This window comes from Kitasatospora sp. NPDC048722, from assembly GCF_040650235.1.
Taxonomy (GTDB): Bacteria; Actinomycetota; Actinomycetes; order Streptomycetales; family Streptomycetaceae; genus Kitasatospora.
Genome location: NZ_JBEZGX010000052.1, coordinates 21,284 through 40,900 on the forward strand (window position 1 = coordinate 21,284; position 19,617 = coordinate 40,900).

At 71.5% G+C, this 19,617-nt stretch carries 11 protein-coding genes; 1 reads left to right on the forward strand and 10 read right to left on the reverse strand.

All coding sequences use genetic code 11. The features are described 5' to 3' along the window. Window positions 1–43 precede the first annotated feature (43 nt). The 10 genes from AB0C76_RS31070 to AB0C76_RS31115 all read right to left on the reverse strand — a co-directional run bounded on the left by AB0C76_RS31070 (window position 44) and on the right by AB0C76_RS31115 (window position 16,476). Window positions 44–2,161, reverse strand: a complete 2,118-nt coding sequence (locus AB0C76_RS31070) for a beta-galactosidase (protein WP_359971967.1) — start codon at window positions 2,159–2,161, stop codon at window positions 44–46. Between the two features lie 69 nt (window positions 2,162–2,230). Further along, window positions 2,231–3,982, reverse strand: a complete 1,752-nt coding sequence (locus tag AB0C76_RS31075) for a cellulase family glycosylhydrolase (RefSeq protein ID WP_359971969.1) — start codon at window positions 3,980–3,982, stop codon at window positions 2,231–2,233. A 44-nt stretch (window positions 3,983–4,026) separates the two neighbouring features. Then, window positions 4,027–5,538 carry a glycoside hydrolase family 43 protein gene (locus tag AB0C76_RS31080; RefSeq protein ID WP_359971971.1) on the reverse strand — a complete coding sequence of 504 codons (1,512 nt, stop codon included), beginning with the start codon at window positions 5,536–5,538 and terminating at the stop codon, window positions 4,027–4,029. Between the two features lie 84 nt (window positions 5,539–5,622). Beyond that, window positions 5,623–7,392, reverse strand: a complete 1,770-nt coding sequence (locus AB0C76_RS31085; protein ID WP_359971973.1) for a cellulose binding domain-containing protein — start codon at window positions 7,390–7,392, stop codon at window positions 5,623–5,625. A 171-nt stretch (window positions 7,393–7,563) separates the two neighbouring features. Then, entirely contained in the window at window positions 7,564–9,705 is a 2,142-nt protein-coding gene (locus AB0C76_RS31090) for a glycoside hydrolase family 36 protein (RefSeq protein WP_359971975.1), read from the reverse strand. 82 nt (window positions 9,706–9,787) lie between these two features. Continuing rightward, complete coding sequence (locus tag AB0C76_RS31095; RefSeq protein WP_359971977.1) at window positions 9,788–11,773, reverse strand: beta-galactosidase; 1,986 nt, start codon at window positions 11,771–11,773, stop codon at window positions 9,788–9,790. Between the two features lie 36 nt (window positions 11,774–11,809). Further along, complete coding sequence (locus tag AB0C76_RS31100) at window positions 11,810–12,829, reverse strand: LacI family DNA-binding transcriptional regulator (protein ID WP_359971978.1); 1,020 nt, start codon at window positions 12,827–12,829, stop codon at window positions 11,810–11,812. 115 nt (window positions 12,830–12,944) lie between these two features. Next, on the reverse strand, window positions 12,945–13,919 hold the full coding sequence (locus AB0C76_RS31105) for a carbohydrate ABC transporter permease (RefSeq protein ID WP_359971980.1): 975 nt from the start codon (window positions 13,917–13,919) through the stop codon (window positions 12,945–12,947). Continuing rightward, window positions 13,916–14,863, reverse strand: coding sequence for an ABC transporter permease subunit (locus AB0C76_RS31110; protein WP_359971982.1), 948 nt, complete (start codon window positions 14,861–14,863; stop codon window positions 13,916–13,918). Before AB0C76_RS31110 ends, AB0C76_RS31105 begins: the two co-directional genes overlap by 4 nt. Next, a complete protein-coding gene (locus AB0C76_RS31115) occupies window positions 14,860–16,476 on the reverse strand; it encodes a Tat pathway signal sequence domain protein (protein ID WP_359971984.1) in 1,617 nt (538 codons plus the stop codon). The genes AB0C76_RS31110 and AB0C76_RS31115 overlap by 4 nt, the downstream gene beginning before the upstream one ends. Window positions 16,477–16,756: 280 nt before the next feature. Here AB0C76_RS31115 and AB0C76_RS31120 point away from each other — a divergent pair, with 280 nt between their 5' ends. After that, window positions 16,757–19,603: a glycoside hydrolase family 3 C-terminal domain-containing protein gene (locus AB0C76_RS31120; protein ID WP_359971986.1), complete on the forward strand. Its 2,847-nt coding sequence runs from the start codon at window positions 16,757–16,759 to the stop codon at window positions 19,601–19,603. Window positions 19,604–19,617: the final 14 nt, after the last annotated feature.

The window sequence follows — 19,617 nt, forward strand, 5'->3', positions numbered from 1 at the left end:
GGAGAACGGGGCGGTGGGCTCGGCGGAGCCCACCGCCCCGTTCTCAGTGGGCCACGAACACCCGCACGTCCCAGGCGCCCAGGGGCACCGACGCCCCGGCCGTCACCGCGGTCCCGTCGAGGACGTCGGTCAGATCCGCGGGTACCCGGACGTCGGCGGGCTGCCAGCTCCAGTTGTGGACCACGTGGACCCGGCGTCCGTCCGGGGCGGTGCCGGTCGTCGCGGTGACGGAGGCCGGCAGGTCGTGCCAGCCGCTCACGGGAACGGGAGCAAGCCATGCGGCGAGCTCCCGGGCGAGGTCGCGTCCGGGCACGGTGCCGACGCAGGTCACCCGGCCCTCGCCGTGGCGGCGGGTGGTGACGGCGGGCCAGCGCCCGAAGTGGGGGTGCTCGTAGCCGGCCAGCACCGTGGCGTCGGTGGTCGTGAGGCCCTCCACCCAGCGGGTCGCGGTGGCGCCGGACGGCAGCTCCAGCGGGCTGCCGGGCACGGCGCGCAGCGGGAGGTCCGCGCTCAGGTTGCCGAACTCGTCGTACCAGGCGCCCGCGGCGGCGGTGAGGCGCGGCGGGGCGGTCTCGTGGCGGGCGCGGGCCTCGTGGTCGGCGTAGCCGGTGCGGGGGCCGAGGACGAGGTGGCCGCCGGCTGCGGCGTAGGCCGCGAGCCAGTCGAGCAGGGAGTCCTCGGCGAGGTAGAGCCCGGGGACGACGAGCACGGGGTGGTGCCGGGCGGCCTCGTCGGGTGCCAGGCCGTCGCGCTCGCCCCGGGCGTCGTGGAGCCGGCGGACGTGCAGGATCCGCACCTGCCGGCCGGCGTCGAAGGCGCCGCGGTAGAAGGGGTCGAAGATGCGGTGGTAGGAGGCCGGGTCCGGATCGCCGTTCGGCTTCGCCAGCGGCGGGTACTTCTGCATCAGCCACTTGCTGGGCATCGAGTAGACCATCGCGATGTCGGCGTCCGGCTCGATCCCGGCGACCAGCGGCCCGGCGGTCTCGAACTCGGCTCCGAGGCGGGCGAGTTCGGCGTACACCCGGCCGGGCTTTCCGCTGTGGGGGAGGATCCCGCCCCAGTACGTCTCGGTGCCGAAGTGCAGGGTGTGCCAGTGCCAGTACTCGATCATCCGGGCGCCGCGCGAGACGAGCGCCCAGGCGGCCTGCCGCCACTGGCCGTCGAAGGCCGGCCGGTTCTCCGAGGTGCCGCTGATGGCCTGGGCGTTGGTCTCGGTGACGAGGAACGGCTCCTGGCGGGAGGAGAAGATCCGGTCGGCGCTCTGGTACAGCGCCCACACGCCGGTGGTCTTCCACCACTGCTCGTGGTCGTCGGGGGTGGCGTCGGGCAGCGCGAGGGCGTCCTGCATGTCGTAGTACGGGTTCCCCGCGGTGACGTCCAGGGCGTCGGTGATCTCGTCGTCCTCCATCGCGGGGTGGTTGTAGGCGAGGCAGGTGGTGACGAACTGGCCGGGGCGGGCGTACTCGCGGGTGATCCCGGCCTGCCAGGCGATGAACTCGGTGGTCTGGCGGGCCTGGAACGCCCGCCAGGCGACGTCGTACTGCGGCTGCTGGTTGCCGTCGGGCCGCCACAGGTCGGCCCAGGTGGAGAGCCGGTGCGACCAGTAGACCAGGCCCCACTCCCGGTTGAGCGTCTCCACGTCGCCGTAGGTGTGGCGCAGGTGGTCGACGAAGCGCTGGAAGACGCCGTGGTTGTGCGGCAGGCGCAGGCCGGGCTCGTTGTCGGCCTGGAAGCCGATGACGGCCGGGTGCGCGGCGTGGCGGTCGAGGATCGCCCGGGTGACGCGTTCGGCGTGGTGGCGGAAGGCGGGGTGGGAGAAGTCGGCCTCCTGGCGGGCGCCCCACCCCGTCGGTCGGCCGGTGGCCTGCTCGGTGACGATCTCCGGGTACTGGCGGGCCAGCCACGGCGGCACGGCGTAGGTGGGGGTGCCGAGGACGACCGCGATGCCGCGCTCGTGGGCGCCGTCGAGGACGGGGGTCGGCCAGTCGAGGTCGAAGCGGCCGTTCTCGGGCTCCCAGGTGGACCAGACGGACTCGCCGACCCGGATGACGGTGAACTTCGCCTCGGCCATCAGGTCGAGGTCTTCCTTGAGCCGCGGGTACGGCTGGTACTCGTGGTAGTAGGCGGCGCCGAACAGGACGCGCGGGGGCAGCGGGAACACGGGTGCACCTCGGGACGTGTGGGAGCCCCGGCTGCCGGGGGAGGCAGCCGGGGCGGGGAGGAACAGCGGTCAGGAGACGGTGCCGGTCACGGTGTTGCCAGACTTGGTGACGGTGTAGGTGACGGTGTCACCGGTCCAGAAGCGGAAGGTGAACGTCGCCGGGGCGCCGTCCTTGAGGGACTTGACGTAGTCGGGCTTGAGGGTGGTGGTGCCGGTGCTGTAGTCGGCACGGAGGTTGTCGAACGACTGGTAGGTGGTCCAGTTGGCCGGGCCGGCGGCGGTGCCGTCGGCGTAGGTGGACTGCACGTTGGCCATCAGGGCGCCGTTGAACCGGGTGGGGATGGTGAGCCCGTCGAGCGTCCCGGTGGCGTTGGCCATGGTCGGCTTGTCGTAGGAGCGCACGAAGAGCTTCCACGGGACGCCGTCGGAGTACCGGACTTCGAGGGTGGCGTTGATCCCGGCGGCGCGGTCCCCGGCCAACCGGGTGAGGGCGTCGGCGGTCAGGGTGAGCTTGTCGCCGTCGAGGGTGTAGTCGAGGAAGGGGATCAGCGGGCGGCCGCCCTGCCAGAGGCCTGCGAACCAGGAGCCGTTGCGGTTGAGCGTGATGGTCTGCGCGGCGATGGGGCCGGACTTCGGCAGGAAGACGTTGTCGGTGGAGGCGGTGCCCGAGCGGGTCCGCCAGGAGCTCTGGATCAGGTCCTTCATCTCGGGGACCATCCACTGCATGGTGGAACGGTTCAGGAAGTCGTTGGCGGCGTCCCAGACGGCGGAGGTCATGCCGTTGTGCCGCGCCTCGTAGTTGACGTGCTCGAAGTACTTGAGCATCTCGCCGCGCTCGACCACGCCGGAGTAGGGCGAGGTGAGCAGGCCGTACTCGCCGAGGTAGACGGGGATGCCCTTGGCGACGAAGGTGTCGTGCACGCGGGCGAAGCCGTCGGTCAGGTCCGACTGGGCCTTGGCGTCGTACGTCGGGTCGTTCGCGATGTTCACGCTGAACGGGTACCAGCTGTAGTAGTGCACGGTGGCGACCAAGTCGCGGTCGTTCAGCGAGCTCATCGTGGTGGACAGGTCGTCCAGCCAGCGCTGGGCGTTGTTGGTCTCCTCCGTGGGAAGGACGAGCAGGCGGTCCTTGTTCTTGCCACCGGAGTTGCGCACGATGCTGTGGAACGTGGTGTTGAGTTCCCGCAGGTACTGGGTCTTCTGGGCGTCGGTGGCGTCGGCGAACTGCGGTTCGTTGACGCTCTCCATGAGCAGCGTGCGCGGCTCGTCCTTGAAGGTGGTGGCGATCTGCTGCCAGGTGGAGCTGAACCGGGCCGTGATGTTGTCGTGGTCGGTGGACATGTACTTGATCCACTGCCACGAGTCGTGGTGGACGTTGATCTCGACGTAGAGGCCGTCCGCCAGGGCGAGGTCGACCACCTGCTTGACCCGCTTCATCCACACCGGGTCGATGGTGTACGGGGCGGTGGCGGACTGGTGCGGGTACCAGCTGACCGGGATCCGGACGCTGCGGAAGCCCTGGGCCTTGAGGCCGTCGAAGGTGGCCTTGGTGGTGAGCGGGTTGCCCCAGGACGTCTCGTCGGGGAGGGCGTCGAGGGTGTTGCCGAGGTTCCAGCTGGGCTGCATCTGCGCCACGGCGGCCATCGGGTTGTCGGGGACCCTGAGCCCGGCGGCCTCGGCCGCGGACGGGGCCTTGTCGGCGGGGGCGGCGATCGCCGTGCCGCCGCAGAGGGCGCCGGTGGTGACCATGGCCACCACGAGTCCGGCCGTGCGGTGGAGGCGGCGGTTGTGGGGGCGTACGGCCTGCGGGGCGTTGTTCACGGGATGTCCCTTCGGGTGAACGGGTGGGGTGCCATGACGGATGGTCAGGGGAGCGGGAGGGGCTCGTAGTCGAACCGGTCGAAGTGGACGGTGCCTTCGGCGGCGTACATGCCGATGACCCGGCCGGTGAAGCCGCCGGCCACCTCGGTGGAGAGGTAGCGCCCGTCGATCGCGGCGAGCGCGGTGAAGGTGCCGTCGGGCTCCTCGACGCCGAGGACGATGTCGTCGGGGCCGGTGCGCGGGCCGCGCGTCGGCCGCGGGACGACGTCGACACCGAGTACCACGGATCCGGCGGGCACCGGACGGGTGGCGACCTCGGTGCGCAGCGAGCCGATCCGGGCGAAGACCTTCACCTCGCCGTCGGCCGCCTCGATCTCGTAGTGGTGGTCCTCGTCCATGCGGACGGCGAGGCCGCCGCGGCCCCCGGCGGGGTCGATCAGGGTGCGGGCCCGGCAGCCGAGGTGCTGCTGGCGCCGGCCGACGAACACCACGTCGTTCTCGTCCAGGGAGGCGCCCGCGGCACGCAGGGTGAGCCAGCCGGAGCGCTCCTTCGTGGTGCACAGGTGCTCGGCGCGCCGGCGCACCGAGATCCACTGGGGGTGCAGCTCGGCCTGGTCGAAGTCGTCCCGGGCCGGAACGGCGGGCACGGGGTGCAGCGGCCAGGCCGGGGTGGGCAGTTCGGGGGTGACCGCGCCGACCACCGGCCAGCCGTCCACCCACTCGACCGGCGCGAGGAAGGTCTCCCGGCCGAGCACGTACCAGGCGGGGGTGCCGCCGCGCGGTCGGACGGCGAGCAGCACCATCCACCAGGAGCCGTCGGGCGCCTGGACGAGGTCGGCGTGCCCGGTGTTCTGGATGGGACTGTGGATGCCGCGGTGGGTCAGCACCGGGTTGGCCGGACACGGCTCGAAGGGGCCGGAGGGCGAGGCGGCGCGGGCGATGGAGACGGCGTGGCCGCGCTCGGTGCCGCCCTCGGCGATCAGCAGGTACCAGTACTCGCCGATCCGGTACAGGTGCGGCGCCTCGGGGGCCATGGCGCCGGGCGCGCCGGACCAGATCCGCTGCGGCTCGCCGAGGGTCTCGCCGGTCGTCGGGTCGATGCGGACCTGGGAGACGCCGGCGACGGTGCACCAGCAGGTGCCGTCCTCGTCCCAGGCGAGGTCCGGGTCGATCCCGGGGACCCCGGGCAGCGGGACCGGGTCGGACCAGGGGCCGGCCGGGTCGGTGGCGGTGAGGAGCATGTTGCCGCTGTCGCTGACGTTGGTGACGATCAGCCAGAAGCGGCCGTCGTGGTGGCGCAGCGTCGGGGCGTAGATCCCACCGGAGGACGGGGACTCGCGCGGCAGGCGCAGCTGGCTCGGCCGGTCCAGGGCGTTGCCGATCTGGGTCCAGTTGAACAGGTCGCGGCTGTGGAAGACGGGGATGCCGGGGAAGTACTCGAAGCTGGAGCAGACGAGGTAGTAGTCGTCGCCCACGCGGCAGACGCTCGGGTCCGGGTGGAATCCGGGGATCACCGGGTTGGGGAGGGTGCCGGTCGGCTGGGGCTGGTCTGACACGTGGTCGGTTCCTTTCGGAGGTCCATGTCGGGGTGGTGGTGCCCCGGGCCCTGGGGAACCCGGGGCACCACCGGCTCGTCGGGTTCAGCCGATCGCGCAGGAGGCGCCGTTGAACCAGAAGGCGGAGGGGTTGGCGTCGCTGCTGGACCAGGTGGCCTTGAAGCCCCACTGGACGCTGCCGCCCTGCGGGACGGCGGCGTTGTAGGACACGTTCCCGGCGTTGACGCGCGGGCCGTTCTGCGACACCGAGGCGTTCCAGCTGTTGGTGATGCCGTTGTCGCCGGGGAAGGTGAAGCCGAGGGACCAGCCGTTGACCTGGCCGAGGCCGTTGTTGACGACGGTGACGGAGCCGACCATCACGCCCTGCCACTCGTTCTTGTTGTAGACGACCCGGCAGGCCGCGCTGGTCGGGTGCATCTGGACGACCGTGATGCCGTAGGCGGGCACGGTCTGGGTGGTCGGGCTGCCGGACTGCGCGGTGCCGATCCCGTGGGCGTTCTTGAGGTAGGAGTGGACGGTCGGGGTGGCGGAGGACGGGGTGAACCCGGTGTAGGAGAGGTTCACCGTGGCGTCGTTGTCCGGGTCTTTGTTGATCAGCATGACGTCGACGTCGCCGTTGGCGCGGCGGACGGCGTGCGCGGTGAGCAGCGTGGACGAGCTGGCGGCCTTGACCAGGGTGTCCCCGGGCGCGCCCAGCCTGCTGATCATCTGGATGCCGTAGTAGGCGGGGAAGGGCGTGTTGACGGCCGGCTCGCAAGGGGAGCCGCTGGAGACCATGCCGCCGTCGTCGTAGTCGGTGGCGCCCTCGACGGTGGTCACCTTCGTGCAGTCGGTGCCGTTGCGCAGGTCCCACCAGTCCACGTTGAACGCGCCGTTCTCCAGCCAGGTGAGGTAGTCGTCCGGGGCGAACAGTCCGTTGGGGGAGGTGTCGAGGTAGGCCTGGGCGTTCGCCTCGGTCACCGCGATGCCGACGTCGGCGGCGTTGGATCCGGCGTACTGGTCGATCAGTGAGCGCACGGCGCCGGCGATGTTCGGGTTCTGGGCCTGCGGCTTGGTGAGCAGGTCGGCCGGGCTGGTGCTGGTGGGGTAGGCGTGCACGACGGCGAAGTCGATCTTCGAGCCGGCGATCGACAGGACGGTGTGGTTCCAGTCCATGGTGTCGCCCGGGCCGACGATTCCGTCCGGCCAGTAGCCGGGGGTGGTCAGCACGGCGCCGATCTTGATGCTCGGGTCGGCCGCCTTCATCGCCGCGATGTACTGGAGCAGGTTGTTCGCGTAGGTCGTGGCGCTCTTGCTGCTGTGGGTGTCGTACTCCCAGCCGCTGCCGTTGCTGTACTCCCCGTTGCCGTAGACCTCGTTGCCGATCTCCCAGTACTTGACGCCGTAGCGCTTGGTGACGTTGGCGTACTGGACCCAGGCGGCGGCCTCCTGGGGGGTGCCGGAGCCGTAGTTGGCGGTGATGATCGGCTGCGCTCCGGCGGCGCGGACGGTGCCCATGAAGGCGTCGAAGCCGGTGTTGGGGGCGACGTACGCGCCGCCCTCGGCGGTGCCGGTCTGCCAGTGGTAGACGTCGGAGTGGCTGCCGCCGGGGTAGCGGACGGCGTTGAAGCCGGCCGTGCCGAGCAGGCCGGGGGTGGCGGCGGCGTTCATGTTGACGTCGTAGACCGGGATGTTGACGCCGACGCCGGTGTCGGGGACGGCAGCGAGCTGCAGGGCCGCGTCGACCGACACGGACACGGAGTTCGCGGCGGCTGCGGGCGGTGCGACGGCGGCGATGGCGCCGGTGAGCGCGAGCGACAGGGCCGCCGCGGCTGCGATGACGCGTTCACGACAAGACTGGACGGGTGATGACATTGCGTCCCTCCAGGGGTGGGGGTGCGTGGTGTTCGGGTGGGGGATCGAACTCCCGCGTTCTGGACGGCTAGGGCCCGGTGCGGCTGCAAGGGATCGGGCCCGGACGCGAAGCGTGTTCCGTTGGGGATGCGGACCGGCGCGGTGGGGCGCGCGCAGTCGCGAGGCGCATCGTCAACTCCTCTCGGACGGCTCCTTGGTGAGGCGCAGCAGGACGGCGGAGGGGGTCGTCGGTAGGGTCAGGGTGAGCTCCGCGGTATCCGGGTGCCAGACTGCGGAGGCTTGGCTGGCAGCCGGGTAGAGCACCTCGACGCGGACATCGCCGCCGGCCAGGTGGGGCAGGTCGAGATCCCTGATGCCGTCCTCGCCGGAGCGGCGCCAGACGGTGACGTAGGTGGTGGCGGGCGTGTGCAGTGCCAGGGCGACCCACGGGTCCTCCCAGCCCGGGAGCCCGAGCGGCCAGGCGGGCAGCGCCTTCGGCAGGTCGGCGCGGATCGACTTGTGGACGGTGACCGCTTCGTGGACCAACCCCCGTGCTACCGCGGAGAGTTCTGTGATCCGGCCGGAGAGGTGGATGCGGCCGAGGAGCGCATTGGCCATGGTGAGGGCGACCTCGTCGAGGGAGTCCTCCGGCAGCGGGTAGGCCCAGACGGCGCCTTGCTCGGGCGTGACCGCGGTGGGGGCGGCTGCCGCGATCGGCGCGTAGCGCAGCAGGTCCTGCTGGTCGCTGGTGGACTGCAGCTGGAGCCGGGAGAGCAGGGCGTGGTCCATGCGCATGCCGCCGGAGGCGCAGTTCTCGATCACCAGGTCCGGGTACCGGTCCAGGACCCCGTCGAGCCAGTCGAGTTGGGCCCGGTTGTGGCCGAGCAGCCCGGCTGCCGGAACCTCTCCCGGGTGGCTGCTGGTACCGGAGCCCGGGTCGGTGTTGTGGTCGAGCTTGAGGTAGCCGACGCCCCATCCGCCGACCAGGCGCTCCACCACCCGGTCCAGGTGGGCGCGGGCGGCCGGGTGGCGCAGGTCCAGGTGGTACCGGCCCCCGCCCTCCTCCACGCGGTGTCCGTCGCGCCGGAAGAACGCCTCCGCCGGAAGGGAGCAGGCCACCGGGCTGTTCACCCCGACCGCCTCCGGCTCCAGCCACAGGCCCGGGACCATGCCCCGCTCCCGGATTCGGTCCAGGACTTCGTGGATGCCCTTCGGCCCGGGGAAGCGGGAGACCGATGGCTCCCAGGCCCCGACGGAGCTCCACCAGTTGTCGCCGTCGTCGTACCAGCCGGCGTCGATGACGAAGTACTCCGCGCCGGCCTCGGCGGCGGCGTCGACCAGTGGCAGCAGCTTGGCCGTGGTCGGATCGCCCATCAGGCAGTTCATGTAGTCGTTGAAGATGACCGGCAGCCGCTCGTGGTCGCGGTGCGGCCGGCGGGTGGCGCGGCGGTAGCGGGTGAGAGCGGCGAAGGCGTCGTCGGGGCCGCCGTCCGTGGTCAGTGCGAGCGCCACGGGCACGGTGCGGAACTCGGCACCCGGCTCCAGCGGATGGCGCCAGCCGTGGTCGGCGTCGTCCGGGCCGTACAGCGCCGCGTAGGCGGTGTCATCGCGCACACCGCACTCCCAGCGCCAGCCGCCGCCGTTGTGCTCGATCTGCCACAGCCAGGTGCGTCCGGACTCGCGGTCCGTCAGGCCGCCCATCGGCAGGTGCCCGCAACTGGACCACACGCCCTGCCCGGCCACGACGCGGGTGCTGCGGCCGGAGGTGGTGTGGAAGCGGCCGCTCCGTTCGGGTGAGGACACGCGCAGCGGCTGGCGGTGCCAGCGACATTCGGCGAACCACTCGTTCTCCGCCCACAGCAGGTCGGCGTTGTCCAGAGCCACCGGGTCGGCCCCGGTGAGGCAGCCCGCCACGAGCGAGCCGACCGACTCGAGGTGCAGTGTCCGCGTCCCTTCGTTGCGCAGGAGCACCTCGCTGCGCAGCACCGGCAGGCCGTCCGGAAGGCGGTAGACCACCTCGGCGGCCAGCCCGGTCTCCGGCTCGTGGAGTTCGACGGTGAGCACGTGCCAGTCGCCGTCCCGGGTCGCGCGGTGGGAGCGGTGGCGCAGCCGTCCGCCGAGGGCGCTGTCGACGAGGTGCCGGCCCGACCAGTAGCGGCCGAGGCCGGCGGTGGTCACCTCCACCAGCGGCAGCGGTGCGCCGGGGCGCGGGATGGTGGTCTTCTCGCCGGGGGCGCCGACGCGAACCAGACGGGGAGTGCCGTGCTCGCCCAGGGCGATCTCCAGCTCCAGGGCGCTGTGGCCCCAGCGGATCGTCTCGTGCGGGTCGGTCATGGTGGCCTTCCTCGGGCGTGCGGGGGAGGCATTGGGAACGCTCACAATGAGTTCGGGAGCGCCCACAACGCGTTGAGAGCGTTCACATCGCGCGCAGGACCGCGCAGCCGCCGGGAGGCAACTGGCCCAGGGTGGCGTCGGTGAGCAGGTCATGGGCCTGCCGCGGGAGCGGTACGGCTTCGGAGCGGTGGTTGAGCAGCAGGTGCCAGCTCCGGCCGTCCGGTGCGTGGCGGGTGACGACTTCGACGCCGGTCGGCAGGCCGGGCGGGTCCGGGGTGACGCCGGCCTCCGCGAGCAGCCGCTCCACCAGGGCGGCGTAGCCGGAGTCGTCGAGCCGCGTCGAGAGGTACCAGCCGCGGCCATCACCGAAGTGGTGCCGGGTGAGCGCCGGGCTGTCGGCGAGCATCCCGTGGGTGTAGGCCGCGAGCGCCTCGGCGCCCTCGGTGCGCAGGGATTCGCTCCAGGACGTGGCCGTCGAGCCGTCGGAGAGCACGATCTCCTCGTCCTGCCGAAGCGGGCGGTGCTCCTCGACCCGGATGCCCAGCGCCTCGCGCAGCGGTGCGGCCGGGTAGCCGCCGAGCCGGGCGTGCAGGCGCTCGTCGACGATGCCGCCGAAGTACTGGACGAGCAGGGTGCCGCCGTCGGCGACGTAGCGGCGCAGGTTCTCGGCGCCCGCGTCGGTGAGCAGGAACAGGGCCGGCGCGAGGACGAGCCGGTAGCGGCTCAGGTCGTGCTCGGGATGGGCGAAGTCGACCGTCGGCCCGGCGTCCCACAGTGCCCGGTGGGCGCGGCGCAGCGGGGGGAGGTAGTCGAGCTCGGTGGACGGGAGTCCGTCGACCTTCATCGCCCACCAGCTGTCGGAGTCGTGCAGCACGGCGACCTCGGCCCGGACGGTGGAGCCGGCGAGCTCGCCGAGCCGGGCGACGGCCTCGCCGGCCGCCGTGACCTCGCGGAAGGTCCGGCTGTCCGGCCCGGCGTGCGGGACCATCGACGAGTGCCACGTTTCGGCGCCGGCCCGGGACTGGCGCCACTGGAAGAACAGAGCGCCCTCCGAGCCGCGGGCGATGTGGGCGAGCGAGTGGCGCAGGATGTCGCCCGGCTCCTTGGCGAGGACGCGGTCGCCGACGTAGACGGTGTTGGTGCCCGATTCCATCAGCAGCCAGGGGGCGCCGGCGGCGAAGGAACGGGCCCGGTCGGCGTCGAAGGCGGCGTGGGCGGCGGCGTCGACGCCGGGCGCGGCGGGGTAGTGGTTGACGGAGACCAGGTCGACCTCGCGCCCGAACGCCCAGAGGTCGAGGTTCTGGTAGCCCGGCAGCATGAGGTTCGTCGTCACCGGCCGGTCGCTGTGGGCGCGGATCGCGTCGCGTTGTTCGCGGTAGGCGGCGAGGGTCTCGTCGGACCAGAAGCGGTTGTAGTCCAGGGCCTGGCCCGGGTTGCGGTGCCACTGGCTCTTGCGGGGCGGCAGGATCTGCTCCCAGGAGGTGTAGCGCTGGCTCCAGAAGGCCGTCCCCCAGGCCTCGTTGAGGGCGTCGAGGGAGCCGTGGCGGGCGCGCAGCCAGACCCGGAAGGCGGCGGCGGCGTGGTCGCAGTGGCAGAGGGAGACGTACTCGTTGTGCACGTGCCACAGGGCGAGGGCCGGGTGGTCGCCGTAGCGCTCGGCGAGTGCACCGGCGATGCGGCGGGCGGCCTGGCGGTAGGCGGGGGCGGCGACGCAGTAGGTGTCCCGGCTGCCGTGGGTCAGCCGGGTGCCGTCGGGGCCGACGGGCAGGGCGTCCGGGTGCGCCAGGCTGAACCACGGCGGCGGGGAGGCGGTGGGGGTGGCCAGGTCGACGGCGACGCCGGCCGCGTGCAGCCGGTCGAGGTGGCCGTCGAGCCAGCCGAAGTCGTAGCGGCCCTCCTCGGGCTCCATCAGGGCCCAGGAGAAGACGCCGACGGTGGCGAGGTTGACGCGCGCGCGGCGCATCAGCTCGTCGTCCTCCTTCCACACCTGGGCGTCCCACTGCTCGGGGTTGTAGTCCCCGCCGAAGGCGAGGCCGCCGAGGCGATCGGTGAGCCGGCGGATGTCCATCTGGGAACCGTCCTTCTGCACGTGGGGTCAACTGCGTTAAGGAGCCGGTGCGGTGCTCTCGCGGACCACCAGTTCCGGTGGCATCAGGAGGAGTTGGTCCTCCGGGGCGGCGCCGGCCGCGCTCGCGGCGATCCTCGCCATGACCTGTTCGACGGCGACCGCCCCGAGGTCCTTCTTGGGGCTGGTCACGGAGGTGAGCCGGGGCGAGTGCTGCTCGGCGAGTGCGTCCGGGCAGACGGCGATGACGGAGGCGTCCTCCGGCACGGTCCGCCCGCTGGCACGCAGCAGGCTGAGCAGCGGGCCGATCGCGGCCTCGTTCTGCACGACGAACCCGGTGGTGTCCGGGCGGTCCGCGAGGATGCGGGCCAGGGTGCCCGCGGTGCTCTCGTAGGTGCCCTCGCAGGGCCGGTGGAGGAAGCGCAGGCCGCGCCGTTCGGCGCGGGAGCGGAAGCCGTTCAGGGTGCGCTCGGCGTAGCCGGCGTGCCGCCGGTAGACGCCGCTGCTGTAGCCGATGAAGGCGACGTCGCGGTGGCCGAGGTCGGCCAGGTGGTCGGCGCACAGGGCGCCGGCGGTGGCGAAGTCGTGGTCGACGCAGGAGAGCCCGGCCGGGTCGTCGGGCAGGCCGATGAGCGCGGCCGGGATCTCCTCGGCCCGCAGGACCGGGATGCGGTCGTCGTCCAGTCGGACGTCCATGAGGATGACCCCGTCGGCGAGTCCGGTGGCGGCGACCCGGCGGACGCCTTCGGGTCCCTCGTCGTTGGTGAGCAGCAGGACGTCGTAGCCGTGTTCGCGGGCCGCCACGGTGACGGCGATGGCGATCTCCATCATGGTGGGCACGTGCACCTCGGGGTGGAGCGGCACCACCAGGGCGATGATGTGCGAGCGCTTGCCGGCCAGGGCCCGGGCACCCGCATTGGGGTGGTAGCCGAGGTCCGTGATGGCCCGTTCGATCCGGATCCTGGTCCCGTCCGAGATCGGGCGCTTGCCGCTGAGGGCGTAGCTGACCGTGCTGGACGAGACGCCGGCGTGCCTGGCCACATCGGCGAGTGTCACCATCGTTCTGCTTCCTTCGTGTCGGTTCCGGTGCGGAGCGGTCCCGGTCGTGCGTCGGGGAGGCCCGGGGCGGGACCGCTCCCGGTCCGCGGGGCCCGTCGGGCCCGGCACGGACGGCTCAGCCCTTGATCGCGCCGGTGAGGACACCGGTGCGCAGGTGCTTCTGCACGAACGGGTACACGATCACCAGTGGTACCAGGGTGAGGACCACGACGGCCATCTGCAGCGACAGCGGAGCGGTCTGCGCAGTGGCGTTCCCGAAGCCCGAGTTGACCGAACCGGGTAGGCCGTTCGCCCGGTTGACGTAGGTGAGCAACACGTACTGCAGCGGCCATTTCTGACTGTCCGTCGGCATGTAGAGCATGACGTTGAAGAAGGAGTTCCAGTACCCGACGGCGTAGAACAGCGCGGTGACGGCGGTGACGGCGCGTGAGGTGGGCAGCACGACTGACCACAGGATCCGCCAGTCCCCGGCGCCGTCCATCCGGGCCGCGTCGATCAGTTCGGATGAGGTCTCCTGGTAGAAGGCCCGCAGCACCAGGATGTTGAAGACGGAGACCGCGCTCGGCAGGATCAGCGCCCACCACTGGCCGTAGCCGCCGAGGCCGGTGACGACCAGGAAGCTCGGGATCAGGCCACCGCTGATGAACATGGTGACGATCAGCAGCAACAGGACGAAGCGGTGCCCGAGGGAACGCGGCCGGGAGAGGCCGTAGGCACAGAGGATGGAGACGGCCATGGACAGCGCGGTGCCGACCACGGTGATGCCCAGGCTCACCCCCAGCGCGGTGACGACCGTCGGGTCGCCGAGCATCTGGCGGTACGTCTCGGTGGTCAGGCCGTCCGGCCAGATCACCAGGCCGCCGGCCCGGTTGATGGCGCCCGGGGTGGAGAAGCTGGTCAGGACGATGATCCAGAGCGGGACCAGGATGACTGCGAGCGTCCCGCCGAGCGTGAGCCCCTTGGTGGTCTGGCCGACTGCGGTGGGCGGTTCCTCCCACGGCGGGCGGGTGGAACGTGCTCGGCGCCGGGCGGACGCCGCGACGTGGCGGCGCTTCTCCCGCCGGGAGCCGATGGTGAGTGCGTTGGTCATTTGCGGTACAGCCCGTCCTCGCCGAAGGCGTGCGCCAGCCGGTTGGCACCCCAGATGAGCAGGAGGGAGACCACGCTCTTGAAGAGCCCGGCCGCCGCGCCGTAGCTGTAGCCGCCGCTGGCGATGCCGTAGTAGAAGGAGAAGGTGTCCAGGACGTCCGCGGCCTCGTGGCCGACGGCGTCGCGCTGGACCAGGAACTGCTCGAACCCGACGGACAGGGCGTTGCCGAGCCGCAGGACCAGCATCAGTACGATCACCCCGCGCAGGCCCGGAAGCGTGATGTGCCACATCCGCCGCAACCGCCCGGCACCGTCGGCGGCCGCGGCCTCGTAGAGCTCGCTGTTGATCGCGCTCAGCGCCGCGAGGAAGACGATGATCCCCCAGCCCGCCTCCTTCCAGACCGCCTGGGAGGTGACCAGCAGCGCGAAGGTGCGCGGGTTGGTCATGATGTCCCAGGTGCCGATGTCGTGCTGGCGCAGGAACTGGTTGAGCACACCGGCGCCGCCCAGCATCTGCTGGAAGATCGTGACGGCCAGCACCCACGAGAAGAAGTGCGGCAGGTAGACCACGGACTGGAAGAAGTTGCGGATCCGCTCGCTCACCACCGAGTCGAGCAGCAGGGCCAGCGCGATCGGAACCGGGAAGAACAGGATCAGCTGGACGAAGCTCAGGTACAGGGTGTTCTTCATCGAGGCCCAGAACGCCGGGTCACCGAACAGCTGGTGGAACTGGTCGAAGCCCACCCATTCGCTGTGCCAGACCCCGACCAGCGGGTCGTACTCCTGGAAGGCGGTGACGATGCCGAACAGCGGGACGTAGTTGAACACCAGGAGCAGGACGACCGCGGGCACCGTCATCAGCAGGAGCGACCTGTCGCGCCGCAACCTGGTCCGCCAGGTGATCCGCGCGGGGCCGGCCGGACCCTTCTGCGCCTCGGTGCTCACCGGCCGGTGCCGTACTTGTCGAGGACGTTGTCGGTCATCCACTGCTTGAGCCGCTCCCCGGGGCCGGAGCGCCAGCTGGCGATGGCGTCCTGCACCTCGGAGACCTTCTTCTTGCCGTGGTAGCAGTCCTTGATGGTGTCGTTGACGCTCGCCGCGGCCGCGGCCGCGGCGAGGGACTGCGGCATGCTGAGGTTCATGCCCCAGAAGGGCGGCTTGGAGAGGTACTTGACGTTGGCGGCCGACCAGCCCGCGTAGTCCCTGGTGATCTGCTCGCCGCCCGGGTTGCTGATCACGGAGGCGGAAGCGGCCAGGAACGGGTAGGTCGTCGGCTGGACGTCCTTCTTGCCCTCGTCCGTGAAGGTCGGCACGCCGTTCACCCGGGTGTGGTGGACGCCTTCGACCCCGAAGTTGACCATGGTGTACTCGGCCGTGCCGTAGGGGGCGGCGAGGTAGTTCGCGACGGCGAGCAGTTCCTCGATCTGCGCCGGCTTCAGATTGGAGTTGAGGTAGCTGATCATGCTGGCGGCGGCGCCCATGTAGACCACCGGCGTGCCTTTCCCGTCGGCGGTGATGGCGTTGAACGCCCCGCGCCGGTAATTCGGGTCCGCGGCGATGCCGGACTGGTGGTCGGAGAGGTTCCAGGCGCCCAGTCCACCACCCGCGACGAGCACCTTGCCGCTGTAGAAGCGGGTGGCCCCGTTGGAGACGTCACCGGCGAGTGTGTCCGGGTGCATGTAGCCCGCGGTGGCCAGGCGGTTGTGCCAGTCGAGGGCCTCCAGGAACTCCTGGGTCTCGAAGGGGTGGACCAGCTTGCCGTTGTCGATCCGCCAGTTCATGGGAACGTTCCAGGAGAACTGGAGGTAGGTCCACACGTCGTCGAAGGCCCACACGCCCCGCTTGGCGTCGGTGAGTTCCTTGCCGATGGTCATCAGGTCGTCGGCGGACTTCACCTGATCGGCCGTGATGCCCCGGGCCTCGAGGACGTCCCGGCGGAAGAAGGTGGCGCCCGGGATGCCGAAGCTGGTGGAGAAGCAGGGGATCCCGTACAGCTTGTCGCCCCAGACCCCGCTCTGCCAGGCACCGGTGGGCAGGGCTGCCAGGTTGGGGTACTTCTTGACGTTGTCGCCGGACAGGTACGGCGTCAGGTCCGCGAGCTGGGTGCCGACCAGTGCGCCGGTGTTGAAGTTGGAGTTCAACCAGGCCGGCAGGTTGATCCAGTCCGGCAGCTTCTTGGCGGCGGTCATCGTCGGGATGATGGTGCTGTAGTTGATCCCGTCCGTCGGTTTGACGGTCAGGTCGACCCCGAGCGCCTTGTTCAGCGCCTGGTAGAAGGAGTTGCCGACCGGTGGGTTGGTGCCCCACATCGGGGTGACCGCCGTGTAGCTGCCGCCCTTGCCCGGAACGCCGGAGACGCTGGTGGGTGGGGAGGCCGGGTAGGAGAGGTAGGCGGGGTCGGTCGCGGCGTCGGATCCGCCCTGGACGGGGGCTATGTCCGGCTTGACCGCGCCGGCGTTCGGTGCGTAGGTCGGCAGGGCCGCCTTCAGGCCCTCCTTGGTGTTCGCGCCGGCCTTCTTGCTCGGGTCGCCGCCGCAGGCGGACAACAGGGGCGCCATCGCGGCGGCTCCCGCGATCGTCGCAGTGGTACTCAGGAAGCTTCTGCGATTCATCCCGGATCTCATGGCGAGCGGCCCTCCGTCGAAGCCTCGAAGCGTCGAAGCGCTTGGATGTTTCGGCGAGACTAACGACGCGTTACTGATTCAGCAAGAGGCTGAACAAATGCAAAATCGTTTGCTGCATGGGGAGTTGACAGGCCATCCAGACCGTGCCAGCGTCGAAGCGCTTCGACTTGTGACCACCGAGCCCAGCCCGCCGAGGGGTATTCCAGTGAGTTCCGTGCCCGCGTCCGCAGTCGGCCTGCCCGACTTCCGCAATCCCACGCTTCCCCTGCGCAAGCGTGTCGACGACCTGCTCCACCGGCTCACGCCGGACGAGCGGCTCGCGATGCTGCACCAGTACGTGCCGGCCGTCCCACACCTGGGCGTCGCCGCCTTCCGCACCGGCAGCGAGGGTCTCCACGGTGTCTCCTGGCTCGGCGTGGCGACGGTGTTCCCGCAGGCCGTAGGCCTCGGCGCCAGCTGGGACGAGGACCTGGTGCGCGCGGTCGGCGAGGCGGTCTCGACCGAACTGCGGGCCTTCCACCACCACCGCCCGCCCGCGAACGGCGCCCCCGAGCACGGGGCCAACTCCCTGCAGGTCTGGGCCCCGGTGCTGAACCTGCTGCGGGACCCGCGCTGGGGGCGCAACGAAGAGGGCTACTCCGAGGATCCGGTACACACCGCGCGGGTCGGCGAGGCGTTCTGCCGCGGCCTCTCCGGCGACCACCCGACGTACCTGCGGACCGCCCCGGTGCTCAAGCACTTCCTCGCCTACAACAACGAGGACGACCGCTGCACCACCTCCTCCGGACTGCGTCCCCGCGTACTCCAGGAGTACGACCTCGCCGCGTTCCGCCCCGTCGTCGCCTCCGGCGCCGCGACCGGTGCCATGGCCGCCTACAACCTGGTCAACGGCCGCCCCTGCCACGTCAGTCCGCTGATCGAGGAGGAGCTGCGCCGCTGGGCCCGGCCGACCGGACACGAGCTGTTCGTCGTCAGCGACGCCGAGGCCCCGTCCAACCTGGTCGACCCGGAGCACTACTTCGACGACCACGCCGAATCCCACGCCGCCGCGCTCAAGGCCGGCATCGACAGCTTCACGGACCACGGCGAGGACAGCGAGACCCCGATCGGCCGACTGCGCGAAGCACTGGAGCGCGGCCTGATCGACGAGTCCGACGTGAACCGCGCCGTCCGGCGTCAGCTGGAACTGCGCTTGCGCCTCGGCGAGTTCGACCCCGAGCTGGACCCGTATGCCGGCACCGTCCCCGAGGTGATCGACAGCCCCGAGCACCGCGCCCTGGCCCGGAAGGCGGTGACCGAGTCGACCGTGCTGCTCAAGAACGACGGCCTGCTGCCGCTCGATCCGGCCCGCACACCGCGCATCGCCGTCATCGGCCCGCTCGCCGACCCCCTCTTCGAGGACTGGTACAGCGGCACCATGCCGTACCAGGTGGGCATCGCCACCGGACTGGCCGCGGCCCTCGCCGCCCACGACGGTGAGGTCGTCCCGGTGGAGGGCTGCGACCGGATCGCCCTGCGCTCGCGCACCACGGGCGAACTGCTCGGCAAGACCGCCTTCGACGTGACCGACTGGGGCGGCGGCGCCTCGACCCTGCGCGCCGCCGACACCGGCCGCTACCTGAGCCTCCAGGACGACGGTGCCCTGGCCGCCGACCAGGACGTCATCAAGAGCTGGTTCGTCAAGGAGACATTCGAGCTCGAACCGGCCGGCCCCGGGGCCGTGCTGCTCCGCTCGGTGTTCACCGGGCGCTACGCGGCCGTCGACCCGCTCGACGGCCGGGTGAGCGTGACCGCCGAGAGCGCCGAGGACGCGGAGCACTGGCAGCGCGAACTGGTGCGCGACGGCGCCGCCGAGGCACGGGCGGCCGCCGCGACGGCGGATGCCGCCGTGGTCGTCCTCGGCAACCATCCGATGATCAACGGCCGCGAGACGGAGGACCGTGCGGACATCGACCTGCCCGAGGGACAGGGAGCACTCCTGCGCGCCGTCGCGGCCGTCCGCCCGGACACCGCCCTGGTCGTGATGAGCAGCTACCCCTACGCCCTCGACTGGGCCGACGAGCACCTGCCCGCCGTGGTGTGGACCTCCCACGGCGGGCAGGAGACAGGACACGCGCTGGCCGCCGTGCTGCTCGGCGAGGCCGAGCCCGCCGGCCGCCTGCCGCAGACCTGGTACCGCGGCGACGACCCGCTGCCCGCCCCGCTCGACTACGACATCATCAAGGCCGGCTGGACCTACCAGTACCACCGGGGTGCCACCCTCCACCCCTTCGGCCACGGGCTGTCCTACACCGACATCGCCTACCGCGATCCGCGCCTGTCGCAGCCGTCGATCGGCCAGGACGGCGCGGTCGACCTCACGATCACCCTGGAGAACCGCGGCCTGCGCTCCGGCAGCGACGTCGTCCAGGTCTACGTCCGGGCCCTGGACGCCCGCTACGAGGCCCCCCGGCTGCGCCTCGCCGACTTCCGCAAGGTCCGCCTGGAGCCGGGGGAGAACCGCGAGCTGGTGTTCCGGCTGCCGGCCGAGCGGTTCGCCCACTGGGACGTCGCCACGGGCGCCTTCGCCGTCGACCCCGGCGACTACGAGGTCGTGGTGGCGAGGTCGGCCGAGGACGAGGTCCTCGTCACGCCGCTCACCGTGACCGGGGCGGCGCCCGCCCCCCGCGCCGTCGTCGAACGGTCGGTCCGGGCCGTCGACTTCGACGACCACACGGACGTCACCATCGTCGACGCCACCCGCGCCGACGGCGACGCCGTCACCCCCGCCGACCCCGGGCGGCCCGCGACGCTCCTGTTCCGCGCCTGCGACGTGACGGGGGCCGCCCGGATCGAGGCCGAGACCGCCCGCGCGGACGGCGCGAACGGCGCCGCCCGGCTGGAGGTCCGGGCCGGCGGGCAGGTGCTGGCCGAGATCGACGTGCCCGTCACCGGAGACCGCTACGCGTGGACGACGGTCACCGCCGACCTCGCCGCCGCGCTCGACGGCGTGCACGACCTGGCCCTGACCCTGCACGGCGACTTCCGGCTCACCGCCTTCCGCCTCGGCGCGGCCGACTGAGGACAGCAGCCCCG

Coding starts and splice junctions, on each gene's coding strand:
- AB0C76_RS31115 (WP_359971984.1), bottom strand. CDS start 16,476: ATGGCGCCCCTGTTGTCCGCCTGCGGCGGCGACCCGAGCAAGAAGGCC.
- AB0C76_RS31100 (WP_359971978.1), bottom strand. CDS start 12,829: ATGGTGACACTCGCCGATGTGGCCAGGCACGCCGGCGTCTCGTCCAGC.
- AB0C76_RS31090 (WP_359971975.1), bottom strand. CDS start 9,705: ATGACCGACCCGCACGAGACGATCCGCTGGGGCCACAGCGCCCTGGAG.
- AB0C76_RS31105 (WP_359971980.1), bottom strand. CDS start 13,919: ATGACCAACGCACTCACCATCGGCTCCCGGCGGGAGAAGCGCCGCCAC.
- AB0C76_RS31085 (WP_359971973.1), bottom strand. CDS start 7,392: ATGTCATCACCCGTCCAGTCTTGTCGTGAACGCGTCATCGCAGCCGCG.
- AB0C76_RS31095 (WP_359971977.1), bottom strand. CDS start 11,773: ATGGACATCCGCCGGCTCACCGATCGCCTCGGCGGCCTCGCCTTCGGC.